Source organism: Acidobacteriota bacterium (assembly GCA_009838525.1).
In the GTDB taxonomy this organism is placed as follows: Bacteria; Acidobacteriota; Vicinamibacteria; order Vicinamibacterales; family UBA8438; genus VXRJ01.
This window is the reverse complement of sequence record VXRJ01000018.1, coordinates 1-16,271: the sequence shown is the minus strand read 5'-3', so window position 1 is coordinate 16,271 and position 16,271 is coordinate 1. Positions and strand designations below refer to the sequence as shown.

Annotated in this window: 13 protein-coding genes and 1 pseudogene; 12 read left to right on the top strand and 2 right to left on the bottom strand. The window is 64.5% G+C overall.

Annotation, left to right across the window (positions count from 1 at the left end; all coding sequences use genetic code 11):
• Positions 1-29: 29 nt before the first annotated feature.
• The 4 genes and pseudogenes from F4Y45_05905 (at position 30) to F4Y45_05890 (ending at position 2,910) form a co-directional block, all read left to right on the top strand.
• On the top strand, positions 30-566 hold the full coding sequence (locus tag F4Y45_05905; GenBank protein MXY24041.1) for a hypothetical protein: 537 nt from the start codon (positions 30-32) through the stop codon (positions 564-566).
• Positions 567-629: 63 nt separating this feature from the next.
• On the top strand, positions 630-1,730 hold the full coding sequence (locus tag F4Y45_05900; GenBank protein MXY24040.1) for an alpha/beta fold hydrolase: 1,101 nt from the start codon (positions 630-632) through the stop codon (positions 1,728-1,730).
• A 29-nt stretch (positions 1,731-1,759) separates the two neighbouring features.
• Positions 1,760-2,425, top strand: coding sequence for a hypothetical protein (locus tag F4Y45_05895; GenBank protein MXY24039.1), 666 nt, complete (start codon positions 1,760-1,762; stop codon positions 2,423-2,425).
• 71 nt (positions 2,426-2,496) lie between these two features.
• Positions 2,497-2,910: pseudogene (locus tag F4Y45_05890) on the top strand (MaoC family dehydratase).
• A 181-nt stretch (positions 2,911-3,091) separates the two neighbouring features.
• Here F4Y45_05890 and F4Y45_05885 read toward each other — a convergent pair.
• Positions 3,092-3,304, bottom strand: a complete 213-nt coding sequence (locus F4Y45_05885) for a type II toxin-antitoxin system HicB family antitoxin (GenBank protein ID MXY24038.1) — start codon at positions 3,302-3,304, stop codon at positions 3,092-3,094.
• Positions 3,305-3,537: 233 nt separating this feature from the next.
• On the opposite strand from F4Y45_05885, the gene F4Y45_05880 reads away from it, so the two are divergent.
• The 8 genes from F4Y45_05880 (at position 3,538) to F4Y45_05845 (ending at position 15,267) form a co-directional block, all read left to right on the top strand.
• Positions 3,538-4,320 (top strand): DUF1828 domain-containing protein, encoded by a 783-nt coding sequence (locus F4Y45_05880; GenBank protein MXY24037.1) that lies wholly within the window; start codon positions 3,538-3,540, stop codon positions 4,318-4,320.
• A 99-nt stretch (positions 4,321-4,419) separates the two neighbouring features.
• On the top strand, positions 4,420-4,935 hold the full coding sequence (locus F4Y45_05875; protein ID MXY24036.1) for a hypothetical protein: 516 nt from the start codon (positions 4,420-4,422) through the stop codon (positions 4,933-4,935).
• A gap of 90 nt (positions 4,936-5,025) precedes the next feature.
• Positions 5,026-7,137 carry an SAM-dependent DNA methyltransferase gene (locus F4Y45_05870; GenBank protein MXY24035.1) on the top strand — a complete coding sequence of 704 codons (2,112 nt, stop codon included), beginning with the start codon at positions 5,026-5,028 and terminating at the stop codon, positions 7,135-7,137.
• Between the two features lie 9 nt (positions 7,138-7,146).
• Positions 7,147-7,869, top strand: coding sequence for a transcriptional regulator (locus F4Y45_05865; GenBank protein MXY24034.1), 723 nt, complete (start codon positions 7,147-7,149; stop codon positions 7,867-7,869).
• Positions 7,866-8,837, top strand: coding sequence for a nucleotidyl transferase AbiEii/AbiGii toxin family protein (locus F4Y45_05860; GenBank protein ID MXY24033.1), 972 nt, complete (start codon positions 7,866-7,868; stop codon positions 8,835-8,837). The genes F4Y45_05865 and F4Y45_05860 overlap by 4 nt, the downstream gene beginning before the upstream one ends.
• Positions 8,821-10,218 (top strand): hypothetical protein, encoded by a 1,398-nt coding sequence (locus tag F4Y45_05855; GenBank protein MXY24032.1) that lies wholly within the window; start codon positions 8,821-8,823, stop codon positions 10,216-10,218. The genes F4Y45_05860 and F4Y45_05855 overlap by 17 nt, the downstream gene beginning before the upstream one ends.
• Positions 10,215-13,751 (top strand): DEAD/DEAH box helicase, encoded by a 3,537-nt coding sequence (locus F4Y45_05850; protein MXY24031.1) that lies wholly within the window; start codon positions 10,215-10,217, stop codon positions 13,749-13,751. Before F4Y45_05855 ends, F4Y45_05850 begins: the two co-directional genes overlap by 4 nt.
• Positions 13,752-14,163: 412 nt before the next feature.
• Positions 14,164-15,267, top strand: coding sequence for a hypothetical protein (locus F4Y45_05845; GenBank protein MXY24030.1), 1,104 nt, complete (start codon positions 14,164-14,166; stop codon positions 15,265-15,267).
• A gap of 369 nt (positions 15,268-15,636) precedes the next feature.
• Here F4Y45_05845 and F4Y45_05840 read toward each other — a convergent pair whose 3' ends face one another.
• Positions 15,637-16,119, bottom strand: coding sequence for a hypothetical protein (locus F4Y45_05840; protein ID MXY24029.1), 483 nt, complete (start codon positions 16,117-16,119; stop codon positions 15,637-15,639).
• Between the last annotated feature and the right edge of the window lie 152 nt (positions 16,120-16,271).

The window sequence follows — 16,271 nt, the reverse complement described above, 5'->3', positions numbered from 1 at the left end:
ACACCGCACGCTCTACTTGAGGGAGACCGATGATCAACTGGACCAAGCAAACCGACGACACGTTGCAGGCGTTGACCGACACGCAGAAGAAGATCTGGGGCATCTGGGCCGAGGCCGCCGGCCAGCAGGCCAGCCAGGCGCAGTTGGCCGAGACTTGGCGGAAGGCCGTGGACACCTGGGAAGCCACCGTCAAGAACGGCATCGAGTCGCAGAACGCGGCGATGAAGAGCTTCGGCGACAGCGCGTCGGCCGTCCCCGGCATCCCCTCGGACCTGGCGGACTGGGCCACGCAGACCCAGACCCTCAGCGCCCGCTGGACCGAGGCCCAGGCCGAGTTGTGGGAAAGCTACTTCGGCATGGTCCGCAAGGCGGTGCCGGTGAAGATGCTCGGCACCATCGACGACGAGAACCAGAAGCTGTTCGCGACGTGGCAGGAGTCGGTGGAGAAGATCGGCGCGGCCCAGTTGGCGTGGGCGCAGATGTGGACCGAGAATGCCGCCGCCGCCGCACCGACCGCGACCACGACCACCGCGAAGGCGAAGTCGACCGGCAAGGCCGCCGCGTAGCCGCGGCGCTCGCCTTCCGCCCGCCGCTTCGGCCATCATTCACCTTCCGAGGAGCTGACCGGCATGTCGGAACCATCCACCGCGGGTGACGCGAGCGCCCGGTCCGCCTGGCAGGCGGAGATGGAGCGCACCGTTCAACGGGTCCGCAACGTCGGCGAACTCGTGGCCGAATCGAACGAGCCCGTCCTGGCGCAGAGCCCCCGCGAGGAGGTCTACCGCAAGCACAAGGCGCGCCTGTACCGCTACGACGGCCCCGTCCGTTACGACACGCCGGTGCTGTTCGTCCCCAACCTCGGCATCAGCCGTCCCACCGTCTTCGACCTGATGCCGGGGGCCAGCTTCATCGAGTACATGGTGGGCCAGGGATTTCCCTTCTACCTGCTCGACTGGGGCGTCTTCGGTCCCGAGGACGACCATCTGACGGTCGCCGACTGCTCCACCCGCATCCTGCCCCGCATGGGCCAGAAGCTGCTGGCCCACGCGGAGGCCGACTCCTGTTCCGTCATCGGCTACTGCATGGGCGCCCCCCTCGCGGTCAGTTTTCTGGGCTCCCACCCCGCCTTCCCGGTGAAGAACCTCGTCAACCTTGCCGGACCCATCGACTTCACCCACGCCGGCCTCTTCGGCCGCTGGCTCGCCCCCCGGTACTTCAACGTCCACAAGCTGGTCGACACCCTCGGGCAGATGCCGGCGGAGATGGTGCAGCTCGGCTTCAAGCTGCTCCGCCCCACGATGGACATGAGCACCGGCCTGAACCTGTGGTGGAACGCCTGGAACGACCGCTATCTCGCCGGCTACAAGGCGCTCCGGAAGTGGAGCTCGGAGTACGTCCCGTTCCCGGGCGAGTTCTTCCGCCAGTGGGTCACCGACTTCTACCAGGAGAACCGCCTGGCCCAGGGCACGCTGCGGCTCAACGGACGGCCCGTCGACGTCGGCAGCATCACCTGTCCCCTGCTCGTCGTCGGCGCCAGCGAAGACAACATCGCCCCGCCAGCGGGCGTCAGGGCGCTCGTCGACCTGGTCGGCAGCCGGGACAAGGAGTACAAGGAGCTTCCCGGCGGCCATATCTCGCTCATCGCCGGGCGGAGCGCGTCCCGCGACTGCTGGCCGCACGTGGCGAGTTGGCTCGCGGCGCGCTCGCACGAGTCCGCCGTAGCGCAGTAGCGCCCGTCACTCCGGGAGGATTTGAACCGATGGCAGAACCCACTTCGTCGCCCGACGATCTGTTCGCGATGTGGCGGAAGCAGGTGGAGGCCGGCACCGAGGCCTGGGTCAAGGCGGCCCAGCAGATGACGAGCCAGGGCCAGGTCCCCAACCCACCGGATCCCACCCAGTTCTGGCGTCAGTTCTCGAGCTTCGGCATGCCGGGCGCGTCTCCGTTCCCGGGGACCGGACCGATCGATCCCGACGTACTCGCCCAGTGGAAGCGCTTCCTCGACGAATGGCTCGCGGCGTGGAGCCGCGCCCTCGAGCAGGTGATGCAGACCGAGGAGTTCGCCCAAGCCCTCGGCAAGACCCTCGACCAGTTCCTCAACGTCCAGGCCAAGGCCAGGCAGGCGACGGAGAGCACGACCAAGACCGTGATCGACTCGCTCGGACTCCCGTCCCGCGACCAAGTGGTCGGCCTCTCGCGGCAGATGATGGATCTCGAAGATCGCATCGAGTCGCTGGCCGACAAGCTCGACGCCCTCGCGGCTCGCCCGCCCGCGGCAGCGGCCCCTGCGGCCACGACCCCTCCCGCGGCGGCGCCCAAAGCGGCTGGCCCAGCGCCACCCAAAGCGGCCGGCTCAGCGCCACGCCGCCGGCCGACCCGCCGGAAACCCGCCGGCGGCGCCAAGACACCAAAGAAGCCCGCGTAGCCGCCCTCCGTGTATAATTCGCCGCCCGTCGCCCCCCTCTTTGGGTGGCCGGTGACGGATGGATGGCGCGGATGCGAGGACTCCCGATAGAGGAAATCGCCGTCGGCGACTCCGCGGAACTGACGCGGGTCGCCAGCCCCGGTGACGTCGCCGGATTCATCGACTCCGTCGGCGACCGCAACCCCATCCACCACGACCGCGCCTACGCCGCCTCAACCCACTTCAAGGAACCCATCGTGCCCGGTATGTGGACGGCCAGCCTCGTCTCCGCCGTCCTGGGCACGCAGCTTCCCGGACCCGGCTGCATCTACGTCAACCTGCAGATCCAGTTCACCCGTCCCGTCTACTTCGGCGACCGCATCACCGCGCGGGCGGAGGTCGTCGAACGGCTGCCGGAGCGCAACCGGTTACGGCTGAACATCGCGTGCACCAACCAGGACGGCAAAGAGGTCCTCACCGGCGAATCCGTGCTGTTGCCGCCGAAGGCCGCTGTCGCCTACGTCAAGCCGAAGACCGGATCTGCCCACGTCGCCCACTGGACCCTGCAGCCGACCCTCTGGGCCGCGCATGCCACCAGCGCCTGGGCGCGGCTGGGCACCGCGTGGGTGTCCGCGTGGCACAAGAAGCCGCACGGAACGCGGTCGAACCGCGTCCCTGAGTAGCTCTTCAGGCGAGCATCAACCGTTCGCCCTTCGGTTCCGGCACCGGATCACCACCCTCGCGGGCTGTCTCGATCCAAAGACGTATCGCCTCTTGGATTTCCCGGAGCGCCGTCTCCTGCGTGCGCCCGTGCGCCATACAGCCGGGGAGCTCCGGCACTTCGGCGACGAACGCGTCGTCTTCGTTGCTCCAGTAGAGGATGATCTCGTACTTGTACATCACTCTTACCCGGCCAGTTCGTACTTCATCAGGATCCGCCGCACCTGATAGGGTTTCGCATGGCTGCCAAGGATACTCGTCGAGGGCAAGCGTCCGCGAGGCTCTACCATGGGAGCCGAAGAGATCGGTCCTTTCTTGGCGGTAGGCGTCCGGACGATCGATGCTCTACGTGAGCACCGGGGCTTCACGAAGGACGCTCGGTACGAGCCGAGGCGACGAACAACGGTTGCCGTATGGATCTTGATGTCGACGCTCTGCAGAAACGCCTCTGCGAGAGACTGTGCACGGACGTGCAACTAACGACGCGCCCCGACGGCGCACTGATGTTGCGAACGCACTTCGAGTTCCCCGACGGAGACAGGTTTCCGATCCACGTGTCCGACGCCGGCGTGGGTGGCGTGCGTCTGTCGGATCGCGGTCACACGCTTATGCACATCAGCTACGACCACGATGTCGACGCGTTTCTGGATGGCACAAGAGGACAGTTGCTCGAACGGATCGTGGCCGAAATGGGAGTGGAACGAGAGGGGGGCACCTTCCGCCTTGACACACCCATCGAGAAACTCCCGGAGGCGGTATTCCGCTTCGGCCAGGCGCTGACGCGTGTGTACGACCTGACCTTCCTGTCCCGATCCCGGGTCAAGTCGACGTTCTACGACGACCTCGCCGAGATACTGAAGAGCCTGATCGACGAGGACAAGATGCAGGCGGACTACCTGCCGGATGAACTTCCGAACCCCGAGGCGTACCGCGTCGACTACAGGATCGAGGGCAAGTTCAACACTCCCTTGTTCCTGTACGGGGTGCCGAACCGGGACAAGGCGCGCCTGACAACGGTCATGCTCTCGCACTTCCATCGGCAGGACCTGGAGTTCGAGTCCATTCTTGTTTTCGAGGATCAATCGGAAATCCCGCGACTCGATCTGGCGCGGTTGTCCGACGTCGGCGGCGAGATGATCTCGTCTTTGGAGTCCAGGGCCGATCTCGACCGGAAGCTGTTCAAGCGCGTCGCGTAGCTCGAAGAGGTGCCCCGGTTGCGGAGAGCGGCTGACAACGTTGGCGACGATTCTGCTGACTCCGCAGCGCCCGGCGAACTGCAGCAACTGGCCTCCCTCTTGGCGAACCGCAACACCATCGACGAGAGGATTGCGGAGCTGATCGGCCGTCCAGCTCTCAGGGGTCATGTCGGGGAGTGGATCGCGCAGCAGATCTTTGCGGTGAAGCTGGAGGAATCCGCGACTCAGAAGGGCTTCGACGGCCGATTTACCGACGGTCGGTTGGCCGGAAAGACGGTGAATGCGAAGTGGTATGGCAAGCGCGAGGGGATACTCGACATCAATCCCGATGGCATCCCGCACTGCTACCTGGTAATGACCGGGCCGAAGGCGGCAGCGACGACTTCGCGGGGCCAAACGCTGCCGTGGCTGATCACGGAGGTGTTCCTGTTCGAGGCGCGAGCGCTTCATGAGCGCTTCCGGGTTCAGAAGCGCAAACTTGGCGTCGCCGCCTACGTGCGGCAACACGAGTGGGAGGCGGCGAGGATCTATCCGGAGGCAGCGCCCGAAGCGTTACTGACGCTAACCGATGCACAGCGGCAGGCGCTGAAGCTGTTCGCTGATGACGGCGCGTGACGCGCTGGGAGACAACCGAACGCAAGGACCGATGTTCGACATGTTGCCAACGAGGGCGACACTATGCGCCTATAAACTCAAGACCAACCCATGAACCACAGCCAGATCGTCAGCTTCATCTGGGGCGTGGCGGACCTGATCCGCGACACCTTCAAGCGGGGCAAGTACCAGGACGTGATCCTGCCGCTCACGGTGCTGCGCCGGCTCGACTGCGTGCTGGCTCCCACCAAGCGGCGAGTCCTCGATGTCCAGGCCAAGTACGCGGGCAAGATCGACAACCCGGATCAACTGCTCCAGGGCGCCTCCGGATTCGCCTTTTACAACACGTCGCGCTACGACTTCGAGAAGCTGCTGGCCGATGCTCCCCACATCGCCCAGAACCTGCGCAACTACAAAGCCGGTTTCAGTCCCAACATGCGGGAGGTGCTCGAGAAGTTCGATTTCGACAACACGATCTCAAAACTCGACGAGGCTGGCCTCCTGTTCCAGGTCGTCCAGCGCTTCGGCGACCCGAAGGTGAACCTCCACCCCGATGCGGTCGACAACGCCGCGATGGGCACCATCTTCGAAGAGCTCATTCGCAAGTTCAACGAGGCGCTGAACGAAAACCCCGGCGAGCACTTCACGCCCCGCGACGTCGTCCACCTGATGGTCGACCTGCTGCTGGCAGGCGACGAGGACCGGCTGCGGACCAAGGGGGTCGTGCTCAGCGTCTACGACCCGTGCTGCGGCTCGGGCGGGATGCTCACCATCGCCAAGGAACACATCACGGACGGCGAGACGCGCGACGGCGAACGTCGCGGCGAGGCGGTGAACCCGGACGCCGACATCCACCTGTTCGGGCAGGAGGTCAACCCGGAGACCTTCGCCATCTGCAAGTCCGACCTCTTCATGAAGTCCGCGGACGGCCGTGACGCCGAGAACATCCTGTTCGGCAGCACGCTCTCCAACGACCGGCACGGCGGACGCGGCTTTGACTACATGATCGCCAATCCGCCCTACGGCAAGGACTGGAAGCGCGACCAAGACGCCGTGCGGAACGAGCACGACCGGGGTGGGAGCGGCCGTTTCGGGCCGGGGCTGCCGCGGATCAGCGACGGCCAACTCCTGTTCCTGCAGCACATGCTGGCGCACGTCAACGAGCCGTCCCAGGGTGGCTCACGCGTGGCGATCATCATGAACGGATCGCCGCTATTCACCGGCGACGCCGGCAGCGGCGAGAGCGAGATCCGGCGCTGGGTCCTGGAGAACGACCTCCTCGAAGCGCTGATAGCCTTACCCGAACAGCTCTTCTACAACACGGGCATCGCCACCTACGTCTGGGTGCTGACGAACCGCAAGCGGCCGGAACGGCGCGGCATGGTCCAGCTCATCGACGCTACCTCGTTCTGGATCCTGCTGCGCAAGAGTCTGGGCGCCAAGCGCCGCGAGGTACCGTTCGAGCGGAAGGAGGACATTCTGCGTCTGCTGGCCGACTTCGAGGACGGCGCCACGCGCAACGTGGATCAGGACGACGAAGAGCGAGGGACCGTCGTCAGCCGCGTCTACCCCACTACGCACTTCGGGTTCCGCAAGATCACGGTCGAGAGACCGTTACGACTCGATTTCCAGGCCAACTCCGAGCGGATCGCACGGGTGGACGACCAAAGCGCCTTCGCCAACCTGGCTGTCTCGCGCAAGAAGGGCGACGCCAAGGCTCGCGACGAACAAGATGGCCGGCAGCAGCAAGACGCCATCCGGGCCCTGCTCCGGAGCCTGCCGGACAAGCTGTTTCTGGATCGGGCGGACTTCAACGAGGAGCTCTCCCGCGCCGCCCGAGACGCTGAACTCAAGCTCGCCGCCCCCATCCGGAAGGCGATTCTTTCCGCACTGTCGGAGCGTAACGCCAAGGCGGAAATCTGCCGCGATCGGGAGGGCCGCCCCGAACCCGATCCGGAACTGCGCGACACGGAGAACGTACCTCTCCGGGAGTCTGTCGAGTCGTTCTTCGAACGCGAGGTAAGGCCCCACGTTCCCGACGCCTGGATCGACACGACGCGCCGGGATCCGCAGGACGGCGAGGTCGGGCTCGTCGGCTACGAGATCAACTTCAACCGGTACTTCTACGAGTACCGCCCGCCCCGGCCGCTGGAGGAGATCGAGGCCGACATCAAGAAGGTAGAGGAAGACATCGTGGCCATGCTCCGGGAGATGACGGGCTGATGCAGTTTAATGTCGGCAGTTGCAAACACATGCCGACAATTTGATTCATCCGGACGCCCGAGCTATGATTGCAAGGTGACCGATCCGAACAGCAGGCAACTGTCTGTATCTGCCGACATTTCAAGACATGATTCCGGGCCTGGCGCCGTCGGCCTGGAGAACCTCGGCAGGAAGACGTTCTTCCGCCAGCGCGATGCGGCCGCAATGGGCGTCGACTCCCGTACGCTGCGGCGACTGGTAGACGATGGATCCGTCGAGCGCGTAGCGCGCGGCCTCTACCGCGTCGCGGATGCCGAGGTGACCGAACACTACACCCTGGCCGCTGTCTGCGCCCGGGTCCCGGACGCCATCGTCTGCCTGCTCTCCGCTCTGAGCGTCCACGAGCTCACCACGCAGATTGCGTGGCAGGAGTGGATCGCCATCCCCCACAAGGCCCGCGTGCCCCGCCTGCCCGGACTTCCGGTCCGGGTGGTGCGCTTCTCCGGCGCCGCGCTGCACTACGGCGTCGTGAACACGACCTTTGAGGGGGTGCCCGTCCGCATCACCAGCCCGGCCCGCACCGTCGTGGACTGCTTCCGCTTCCGTCGGCTGGTCGGCAAGGACGTCGCGATCGAGGCGCTGCGCGACGCCCTGTTCGACCGCAAGGCGAGCGTCGACCAGATCTGGCGGGCGGCCGAAGTGTGCCGCGCGAAGTCGCTCGTCGGCCCGGCGCTCGAAGCGCTGGTGGCATGACTCCCAAGAAGGCCATCCGGGACGTACCCGCGTCCGTTCGCCAGCACCTGCTGAACCTCGCCCGCGAGCAGCAACTCCGCTTCGAAGCCGTGCTCCAGCGCTTCGCCGTCGAGCGCTTCCTCTACCGCCTCTCCGCCTCGGACGAGGTGGACCGATACACCCTGAAGGGCGCGGCGCTCCTCCGCATGTGGACCGGACACGAGCTGCGGCCGACCCGCGACATCGACTTCCTGGCCTGCGGCGACCGCGACGAGGCCGCCATTCGCGCCGGCCTGCGCGATATCTGCGGCGTTTCCTGCCTACAGGACGGCGTCGTCTTCGACCCTGCGACGATCGCGATCACAAGCATCCGTATCGATCAGCCGAACGGCGGCCTTCGGGTCCACATCCGGGGCAGCCTCGGCCGGGTCCGACTCACGGTTCCGATCGACATCGGCTTCGGCGACGTCCTCACACTCGGGCGTAGGGAGGATGACTACCCCACGCTCCTCGATCTGCCTGCCCCCCGCCTCTGGACATACCCGCGCGAGACGATGGTCGCCGAAAAGTTCCACGCGATGGCTAGCCTGGGCGACGCGAACTCGCGCGTGAAGGATCTCTGGGACGTGGCCTGCCTCGCACGCCGCTTCGCGTTCGACGGCGACACCTTGCGCACCGCCATCGAAGAGGCGTTCCGTCACCGCGGGACGTCGCTCGCGGGCGGCCGGCCGACGGCTCTGCTCCCCGCCTACTACGACGAGCACGAGTCACCCGCCCGCGGGCAACGCTGGCGCGAACTGAGACGGCAGATCGCGAGCGACATCGATGGGCCAGACCGCCTTGAGGATGCAGGCGACGATCTGCGGCGCTTCCTCGGCCCGGTCTGCGACAGCCTGATCGAGAAGCGTCCGTTCACGCACGCGTGGCCCGCTGGCGGGCCGTGGCTGCCGACAGAACAGGTTCGAGCCGTAGGTGAGGGCGGTGACTGACGCGACCGATTCGGTTCCGGAGGTGCGACATCGTGGCTTCCGGCCGTACCCCAAATACACGGAGTCCGGTGTCGAGTGGCTGGGCGAGATCCCGGAGCACTGGGAGTCCAAGGCGGTGAAACGCCAGTTTCGCGTTGTGAACGGGTCTACCCCCAAGAGCGGTGCGGCTGAGAACTGGGATGGTGACATCCCCTGGGTCACTCCGGACGACCTCGGCAAGATGAACGACCGCGTGATCAACGAGCCCTCACGGCACCTCACACGCAAGGGATACGAGAGTTGCGGCACACAGATGGTGCGTGCCGGAAGCCTTGTTCTATCTACTCGCGCCCCGATCGGTCATCTTGGGATTGCCGGCACTGCGGTCTGCACGAATCAAGGTTGCCGATCGCTCGTATTTCGACGCCTAGGTGACGAGAGGTACTTCTACTTCCAACTCCATGCGGCAAGACCTGTGCTCGAGGCGGCAGGTCGAGGTAGCACGTTCAAGGAACTCGGGAGCGAAGACCTGCAATCAACTGAGCTCGCCGTACCACCGCTGTACGAACAACGCGTCATCGCCGACTTCCTCGACGGTGAGACGGCGAAGATCGATGCGCTCTTGGCGAAAAAGGAGCGACTGATCGAACTGCTTCAGGAAAAACGCACGGCTCTAGTCACCCGCGCTGTCACCCGGGGCCTCGACCCGAACGTCCCCATGAAGGACTCCGGTGTGCAGTGGCTGGACAAGATCCCCGCCCAGTGGCAGCTCGGACCACTCAAGCGGATTTCTCCCGAAATCACCGTTGGAGTGGTAGTCAATCCGTCCACGTACGTCCAGACGGAAGGGGTTCCGTTCTTGTACGGTAGCGACATTCGCGAAGGGCGCGCAGTTGCCGCTACTGCAAGACGCATGAGCGACGAGGATAGTAAGTCGCTCAGCAAGTCTCGTCTGAGCGCCGGCGACCTAGTGTGCGTGCGCGTGGGCGCACCCGGTGTCACTGCTGTCATCTCGCCTGAGCTCGAAGGGGCCAACTGCGCTTCCGTTCTGATCGTCCGCCACGCGAGCACCTTCGATTCACAGTGGCTCTGCTATGCGATGAACAGTAGGATCGTCCGGCATCAGGTTGAACTCGTTCAGTACGGTGCTGCCCAGGAACAGTTCAACGTCGCTCACGCTGTAGAGTTCGTGGTCCCATTGGCTCCTGCATCCGAGCAGCGGGAGATTGCCGCTTTCCTCGACCTCAGGACCACGAAGCTCGACGCTCTCGTCACCAAGATCCGCGAAGCCGTCGACCACCTCAAGGAGTTCCGCACCACCCTGATCTCCGCTGCGGTGACCGGTAAGATCGACGTCCGAGACGCCCCCGACCAAGCAACGACTCAGGGAGGCGCGCTGTGACCCCCGATGTGTCCGAGCGAGCCTTTGAGGACACGATCGAGGCGACCCTGCTGCGCCACGGCCCCAGCGCCCGTCGCAGCAGCTCAACACGGGCACGGGAATCATCGCCGACCTACGGCGACGATCCGTTGCCGGGTGGCTACCGCAAGCGGCGTCCGGAGGATTACGACCGGGGGCTTTGCCTGCTCCCAACGGACGTCGTCGACTTCCTCCTGGCCACACAGCCAAAGGAATGGGAGCGGCTACGGCAGCACCACGGCGCCGACATCAAGCCGCGCTTCCTCGGCCGGCTCTCGCGCGAGATCGCCCGGCGCGGCGCCCTCGACGTGCTTCGCAACGGCGTCAAGGACTCCGGCTGCAAGTTCGACTTGGCTTACTTCCGCCCCGCGAGCGGTCTCAACGAAGAACTGCAGCGCCTGCACGCGGCCAACCTCTTCGCCGTCGCGCGCCAGCTCCGCTACAGCGAACAGGGCGAGCAGAGCCTCGATCTCGCGCTCTTCCTGAATGGCATCCCCATCTTCACGGCCGAGCTCAAGAACCGGTTCAACGGGCAGGACGTCCAGGACGCCATCCAGCAGTACTGCGAAGACCGCGATCCACGCGAGCCACTGTTCGCCTATGGGCGCTGTCTCGCCCACTTCGCGGTGGACCCAGAGCAAGTGTTCGTGACGACGGCGCTCGCCGGTCCGAAGACGCGCTTCCTGCCGTTCAACCAGGGCCGCTTCGGCGGGGCGGGCAACCCACCGGTCCCGCCCACCCGCAAAGGCCTCCCGACCGACTACCTGTGGGAACGCGTCTGGGCTCGCGACAGCGTGCTCGACCTCGTCCGCCAGTTCATCCACGAGGTCGAGGTGGAGGACGACCGTGGACGAAGGACCGGCAAGCGCTTCCTGATCTTCCCCCGCTACCAGCAGCTCGACTGCGTGCGCCGGCTCGTGGGCCACGCACGCAACCACGGTGCGGGCCAGCGCTACCTGATTCAGCACTCGGCCGGCAGCGGCAAGAGCTTCACCATCGCCTGGCTCGCCCACCGACTCTCGGTCCTGCACGATGCCGACGACCGCCGCGTCTTCGACTCGGTGGTCGTGGTGACCGACCGGCGCGTGCTTGACCGCCAGCTACAGCGCACCATCCGGCAGTTCGAGCAGACCCTCGGTGTGGTGGAGAACATCGACGAGACGTCGCGCCAGCTCCGCGAGGCGCTCGAAGCAGGACGGACGATCATCGTCACCACGCTCCAGAAGTTCCCCGTCATCGCGGAGCAGATCGGCGAGCTTCCCGGCAAGCGCTTCGCCGTGATCGTGGACGAGGCGCATTCGTCGCAGTCCGGCGAAAGCACGAAGAGCCTCAAGGCGGTGCTCGCGTCAGGAAGCCTGGAGGACGCCGAACGGGAAGAAGCGGGCGCCGAGACCCCGGAGGAGGAGATCGAGGATCGAGTCCTCGAGGAGATCCGTAAACGTGGGCGGCTGCCGAACCTGTCGACGTTCGCCTTCACGGCCACCCCGAAGCCCAAGACCCTGGAGCTGTTCGGCAGCAAGCGGCCCGACGGGAAGTTCGAGCCGTTCCATCGCTACAGCATGCGCCAGGCCATCGAGGAAGGATTCATCCTCGACGTGCTCCGGAGCTATTCGACCTATCGGGCCTACTGGCGGCTGCTGAAGAAGATCGAGAACGACCCCCGCTACGACAAGCGCAAGGCGGAGTACCTGCTCAAGTCGTTCGTCGAGCTGCACCCGCACGCCATCGGCGAGAAGATCGCCATCTGCGTCGAGCACTTCGCCGCCCAGGTTGCCGCAGAGATCGACGGCCGGGCCAAGGCGATGATCGTCACGCGCTCGCGGCTTCACGCGGTCCGCACCAAGATCGCCTTGGACAGTTACCTCGCCGGGCAGGGCCATCCGTGGAGGGCGCTCGTCGCGTTCTCCGGCACCGTGAAGGACGGCGGCGAGTCCTACACGGAGTCGGGCATGAACTCGGCCGGAGAGGATCGCGTCATCAGCGACCGGCAAACGGCGGCCGAGTTCGACAAGCCCGAGTACCGCTTCCTGGTGGTAGCCAGCAAGTTCCAGACCGGCTTCGACCAGCCGCTGCTCCACACCATGTACGTGGACAAGAAGCTCGGCGGCGTGAACGCGGTGCAGACGCTGTCCCGTCTGAACCGCACCCACCCCGGCAAGCAGGGCACGATGGTGCTCGACTTCGCGAACGAGGCGGACGAGATCAAGAAGGCCTTCGAGCCGTACTACGAGACCACGCTGCTCTCCGAAGAAACCGACCCCAACCTACTCTACGAAGTCCAGGGCCGGCTGCTCGATTTCGGCGTCTTCACCGCATACGATGTCGAGTCTTTCGCGCGGGTCTATTTCGACCCAAAGTCGAACCAGGACCGGCTCTACGCGGCACTGGAACCCGCTCGCCAGCGCTTCGTCGAGCTCGGTCCCGACGAGCGTGGCGACTTCCGCGGCCAGCTCACCGACTACGTACGCCTGTACTCGTTCCTCTCCCAAGTGTTGACCTTCGCCGACCCGGACCTGGAGAAGCTCAACGTCTTCGCCCGGTACCTCCGGCGCCTGCTCCCGCCCGACCCCGACGAGCTGCCTCGCGAGGTCCAGCAGAACATCGACATGGAGTCGTTCCGCATCCAGCAAACGAGTCGCGGCCGGATCAAGTTGGAACGGCAAGGGCAGGCCCTTGACCCCGCCGGAAGCAAGCCGTCTGGAGGCGGGGTCGCGGAGGAGATCGAGTCGCTCTCACGGATCATCGAGGCGCTGAACGAACGCTTCGGCCTGAACCTGGGTCCCGAGCACCGCGTCGCCCTGGAGCAGATCCGCTCGGCTCTCGACGAGGACGCCGGCCTGGATGCCAGCGCCCGCGTGAACACCCGCGAGAACGTGCGGCTGACCTTCGATCCCAAGGTCGAGGACAAGATCCAGGAGATCGTCGAAACCAACTTCGACCTCTACAAGCGCATCACCGACGACCCGGACTTCGGCCAAGCGCTCAAGAACTTCCTTTTCGACGACTACATCCGGCGGCACAGGCGCGCCGAGGAACTGCTCAAGCTGCAGGAATCGAAGACACTCGAGTTCAAGTCGAGCCTGCGCTGGAACCTGCAGGAGGATCGCAAGGACGACCGGCATGTGACCCACGCGGCGCTCAAGACCATCGCCGCGTTCCTCAACACCGAGGGCGGCGACCTCCTCATAGGCGTGGACGACGACCGCAAAGTGCTCGGCATCGAGCACGACCGCCTGGAGGGCGACGACAAGTTCATGCGCCACCTGACCCAGGCCGTGCGCAACGGCCTCGGCGACCGCGCCGGCACCTGCATCGATCCCAAGACGCAGATCGTCGACGGCAAGACCGTCTGCCTCGTGAGCTGCCAGCGCAGCCCCGAGCCCGTGTACCTGCGCTGGAAGGGTGTTGAGAAGACCGATGGCGGCGACCTCTACGTTCGGACGGGTCCTGGCTCCGTGCGACTCGGCGAAGAGGACGCCAACAAGTACGTCGCCACCCGATTCAACTCGCAATAGCCCCTGCCAGGAAACACACCGCGCTCGCAGGCTCTGGCAGAACAGCCACTCTGTAACGTGAGCGGACCAAGTCGATGACGCTGCGTGGCGGGCACAATCCACGATGCAGGGTGCGGATCAAGCGGCTCTGCCGCTCGGGAAGGCGCTACGAGGTGCCAATGGCGGCTGAGAGCCCGGATCAGGCCGTCCAGAAGTGCCGCGGCGCGGCCCTGGAGGCTGCGCGGCGTCCCGACACCGGCCAGTTCCCGCATGAGCACATCCAGATTCGCCCCCGCAGACATGCACGAGCAGTCGCTCGAGCACGTTGGCAACGCCGCGCATATGCAATCGGCGAACTGGCGGAAGAGCCAAGGCTGCCGTGCCACCATGGGCGATGAACTGAATTCAACAGTTTTTCTGGAGCCGTTGTTGTATGCCACCCGCCAGCCGCCAACTCGCGTTTCTTGAACTGCTCGAATGGCTTGAGACCGCCGGGCTGACAACCAGCGCGCCAGGATACGATCGAAATGACGGGCAACTCGGACTGCTGGACGCTACAGATCAACAACTGCTCGGAAGTGGCCTTATGGCACTCAAGGACAAGCTCGTTTCCATCTTTGACGCATTCTCCAGGCGCTCAGCGCCTCAGGCGAAGGGATACAAGCCAGACGCAATCTCCGACACGCTGCGAAATCGAGTGTTGCTGTTATACCGTGACCTGCTGTCGGGTCAATGGCCGAATCGCTATGCCTCGCAAGGCGGCTTCACCAGAGAATTCTGGGAAGACATAGCCAGGCTCCTCCAGCACCTCTACGGCCGGCCCAGGCTGTCAACGACGCGGACTCATTCAGCCGCGGAGGATGCCCACCGCTTCGTCTACGAATGCGACCCTGCCCACTTCTTCGATTTTCTGGAGCTGACTTTCAAGACAGAGTGTCTCCGGCACGTCATTTTCGATCGTAATGAACTCGTCGATGCGATCAATGAGATATTCCGTGTAGAGGACGCGCCATACCAGCTGACGCCGGTGGTGACGGAGCACGAAGAGGCACCTGGCGGCGGAACGTACATCCATACCGTTGCGTTGCCAAAGATTGTCAGGGTGGAGGACGAGGTGACGCATTCCGAAGCGGTCGCCCCAGCTCTGTCGGTCCTGGCGGCACCGCACTTCAAGGCGGCCAATCTCGAATTCCGTGATGCGTTAGAGGAATACCGCAAAGGCCATTACGGCGACTGCCTCACGAAATGTAACAGCGCGTTCGAAAGCGTGATGAAGGCTCTTTGTCAGCGTCACCAATGGCCGTTCGACGAAAATAAAGCGACGGCTTGGCTACTCTTGGATACCATCATCTCTCATTCAACTCTCGACAAGTTCTTTAAGGATCCTCTCGCGCTGATCGCAACTATGCGAAACAAGCTGAGCAGCTCCCACGGTGGCGGGACGGCTGTCCGGGACGTTGAGCGACATACTGCCCAATACGCCATCACGACCACGGCCGCTGCGATAGTGTTGCTGGTGCATGCGGCGGGAAGGTAGGCAATCTGCCGCGCAACACCCACACGCACCGCGTAGCTGGCGCCGGGCGTGGAAGTCGGGTGTCAGTGATGGCTGGCGAGCGTATATGTCACCGTCGCCGTGGTCGCGACCAATCGCCCGGTCGGGCCGTCGACCAGAAATCATTACCGGATCTACACCACGCGGCGCTGTTCGCGGTGTTGTCAATGGCAATCGAAAACTGCACACTCTTGGGGGAGACGTCTCGGGCTCAGCGGATGTTCTCCCGTTGATGCCGACCACGCGTTTCGGGCTGGACGCAGGGAGCGGAGCGAGTGGAGTCCGGCCCGTTCGAATTGTCGACTGTTGTAGCGCATCGGCCACGTCCATGTGCAATCCGATTTCGCCGGCTTATGTCCGAATCGGCAAATGGCCCGTCGGCAATTCGCCATCGCCGAGGTCTTCTGCAGCAAGCTCGTCCAAGTCGACGCCCGAATGGAGCAAGACCGCCTTGTAAGCATCCAGCAAAGTCCCGTGTATTGCTTCCAAGTCGCGAAGCATTACTTCACGACCAGCATCTGAATTGCGGCGGAAGTTGTGTTTGAGGTAAAAGGAGTGTACCAATCGATTGCGTGACACTAAGGCATCGCTGAGCAGTTGCTCGATATTCCCAATCGGCAGCCCCGCCTGTCCGAGGCTCCGCACTAGTTGGCCGAGAGTTTGCCTATTGAGGCGATCGTATATATCAGTCGCTCTGTTCGAGTCCGGGTTATCGAGGAGACCCGCTTCGATGCACTTGTGGGTCAGGAGCAAATTACCGAGCTCTGTCTCCAGAAGCTGCGCGCCTTCGGATACTTCGCCGAACTTCCTGTAGACTTCATCTAGCGTAGGCATCCGCGCATCCCCTCAATCTCCCAAAACAGTGTAACAACTCCGCACCGTCGTCAGGCCACGACGCCGACAACTGCATCCGACCCAAGAAGAGCACCAAGTGGGCTTGATCCACTTTCGTGGACGGGTTGACTATGCTGCCGGCGTCAGCCTCC

Coding starts and splice junctions, on each gene's coding strand:
- F4Y45_05870 (MXY24035.1), top strand. CDS start 5,026: ATGAACCACAGCCAGATCGTCAGCTTCATCTGGGGCGTGGCGGACCTG.
- F4Y45_05865 (MXY24034.1), top strand. CDS start 7,147: ATGTCGGCAGTTGCAAACACATGCCGACAATTTGATTCATCCGGACGC.
- F4Y45_05905 (MXY24041.1), top strand. CDS start 30: ATGATCAACTGGACCAAGCAAACCGACGACACGTTGCAGGCGTTGACC.
- F4Y45_05860 (MXY24033.1), top strand. CDS start 7,866: ATGACTCCCAAGAAGGCCATCCGGGACGTACCCGCGTCCGTTCGCCAG.
- F4Y45_05840 (MXY24029.1), bottom strand. CDS start 16,119: ATGCCTACGCTAGATGAAGTCTACAGGAAGTTCGGCGAAGTATCCGAA.
- F4Y45_05845 (MXY24030.1), top strand. CDS start 14,164: ATGCCACCCGCCAGCCGCCAACTCGCGTTTCTTGAACTGCTCGAATGG.
- F4Y45_05900 (MXY24040.1), top strand. CDS start 630: ATGTCGGAACCATCCACCGCGGGTGACGCGAGCGCCCGGTCCGCCTGG.
- F4Y45_05885 (MXY24038.1), bottom strand. CDS start 3,304: ATGTACAAGTACGAGATCATCCTCTACTGGAGCAACGAAGACGACGCG.
- F4Y45_05880 (MXY24037.1), top strand. CDS start 3,538: ATGGATCTTGATGTCGACGCTCTGCAGAAACGCCTCTGCGAGAGACTG.
- F4Y45_05895 (MXY24039.1), top strand. CDS start 1,760: ATGGCAGAACCCACTTCGTCGCCCGACGATCTGTTCGCGATGTGGCGG.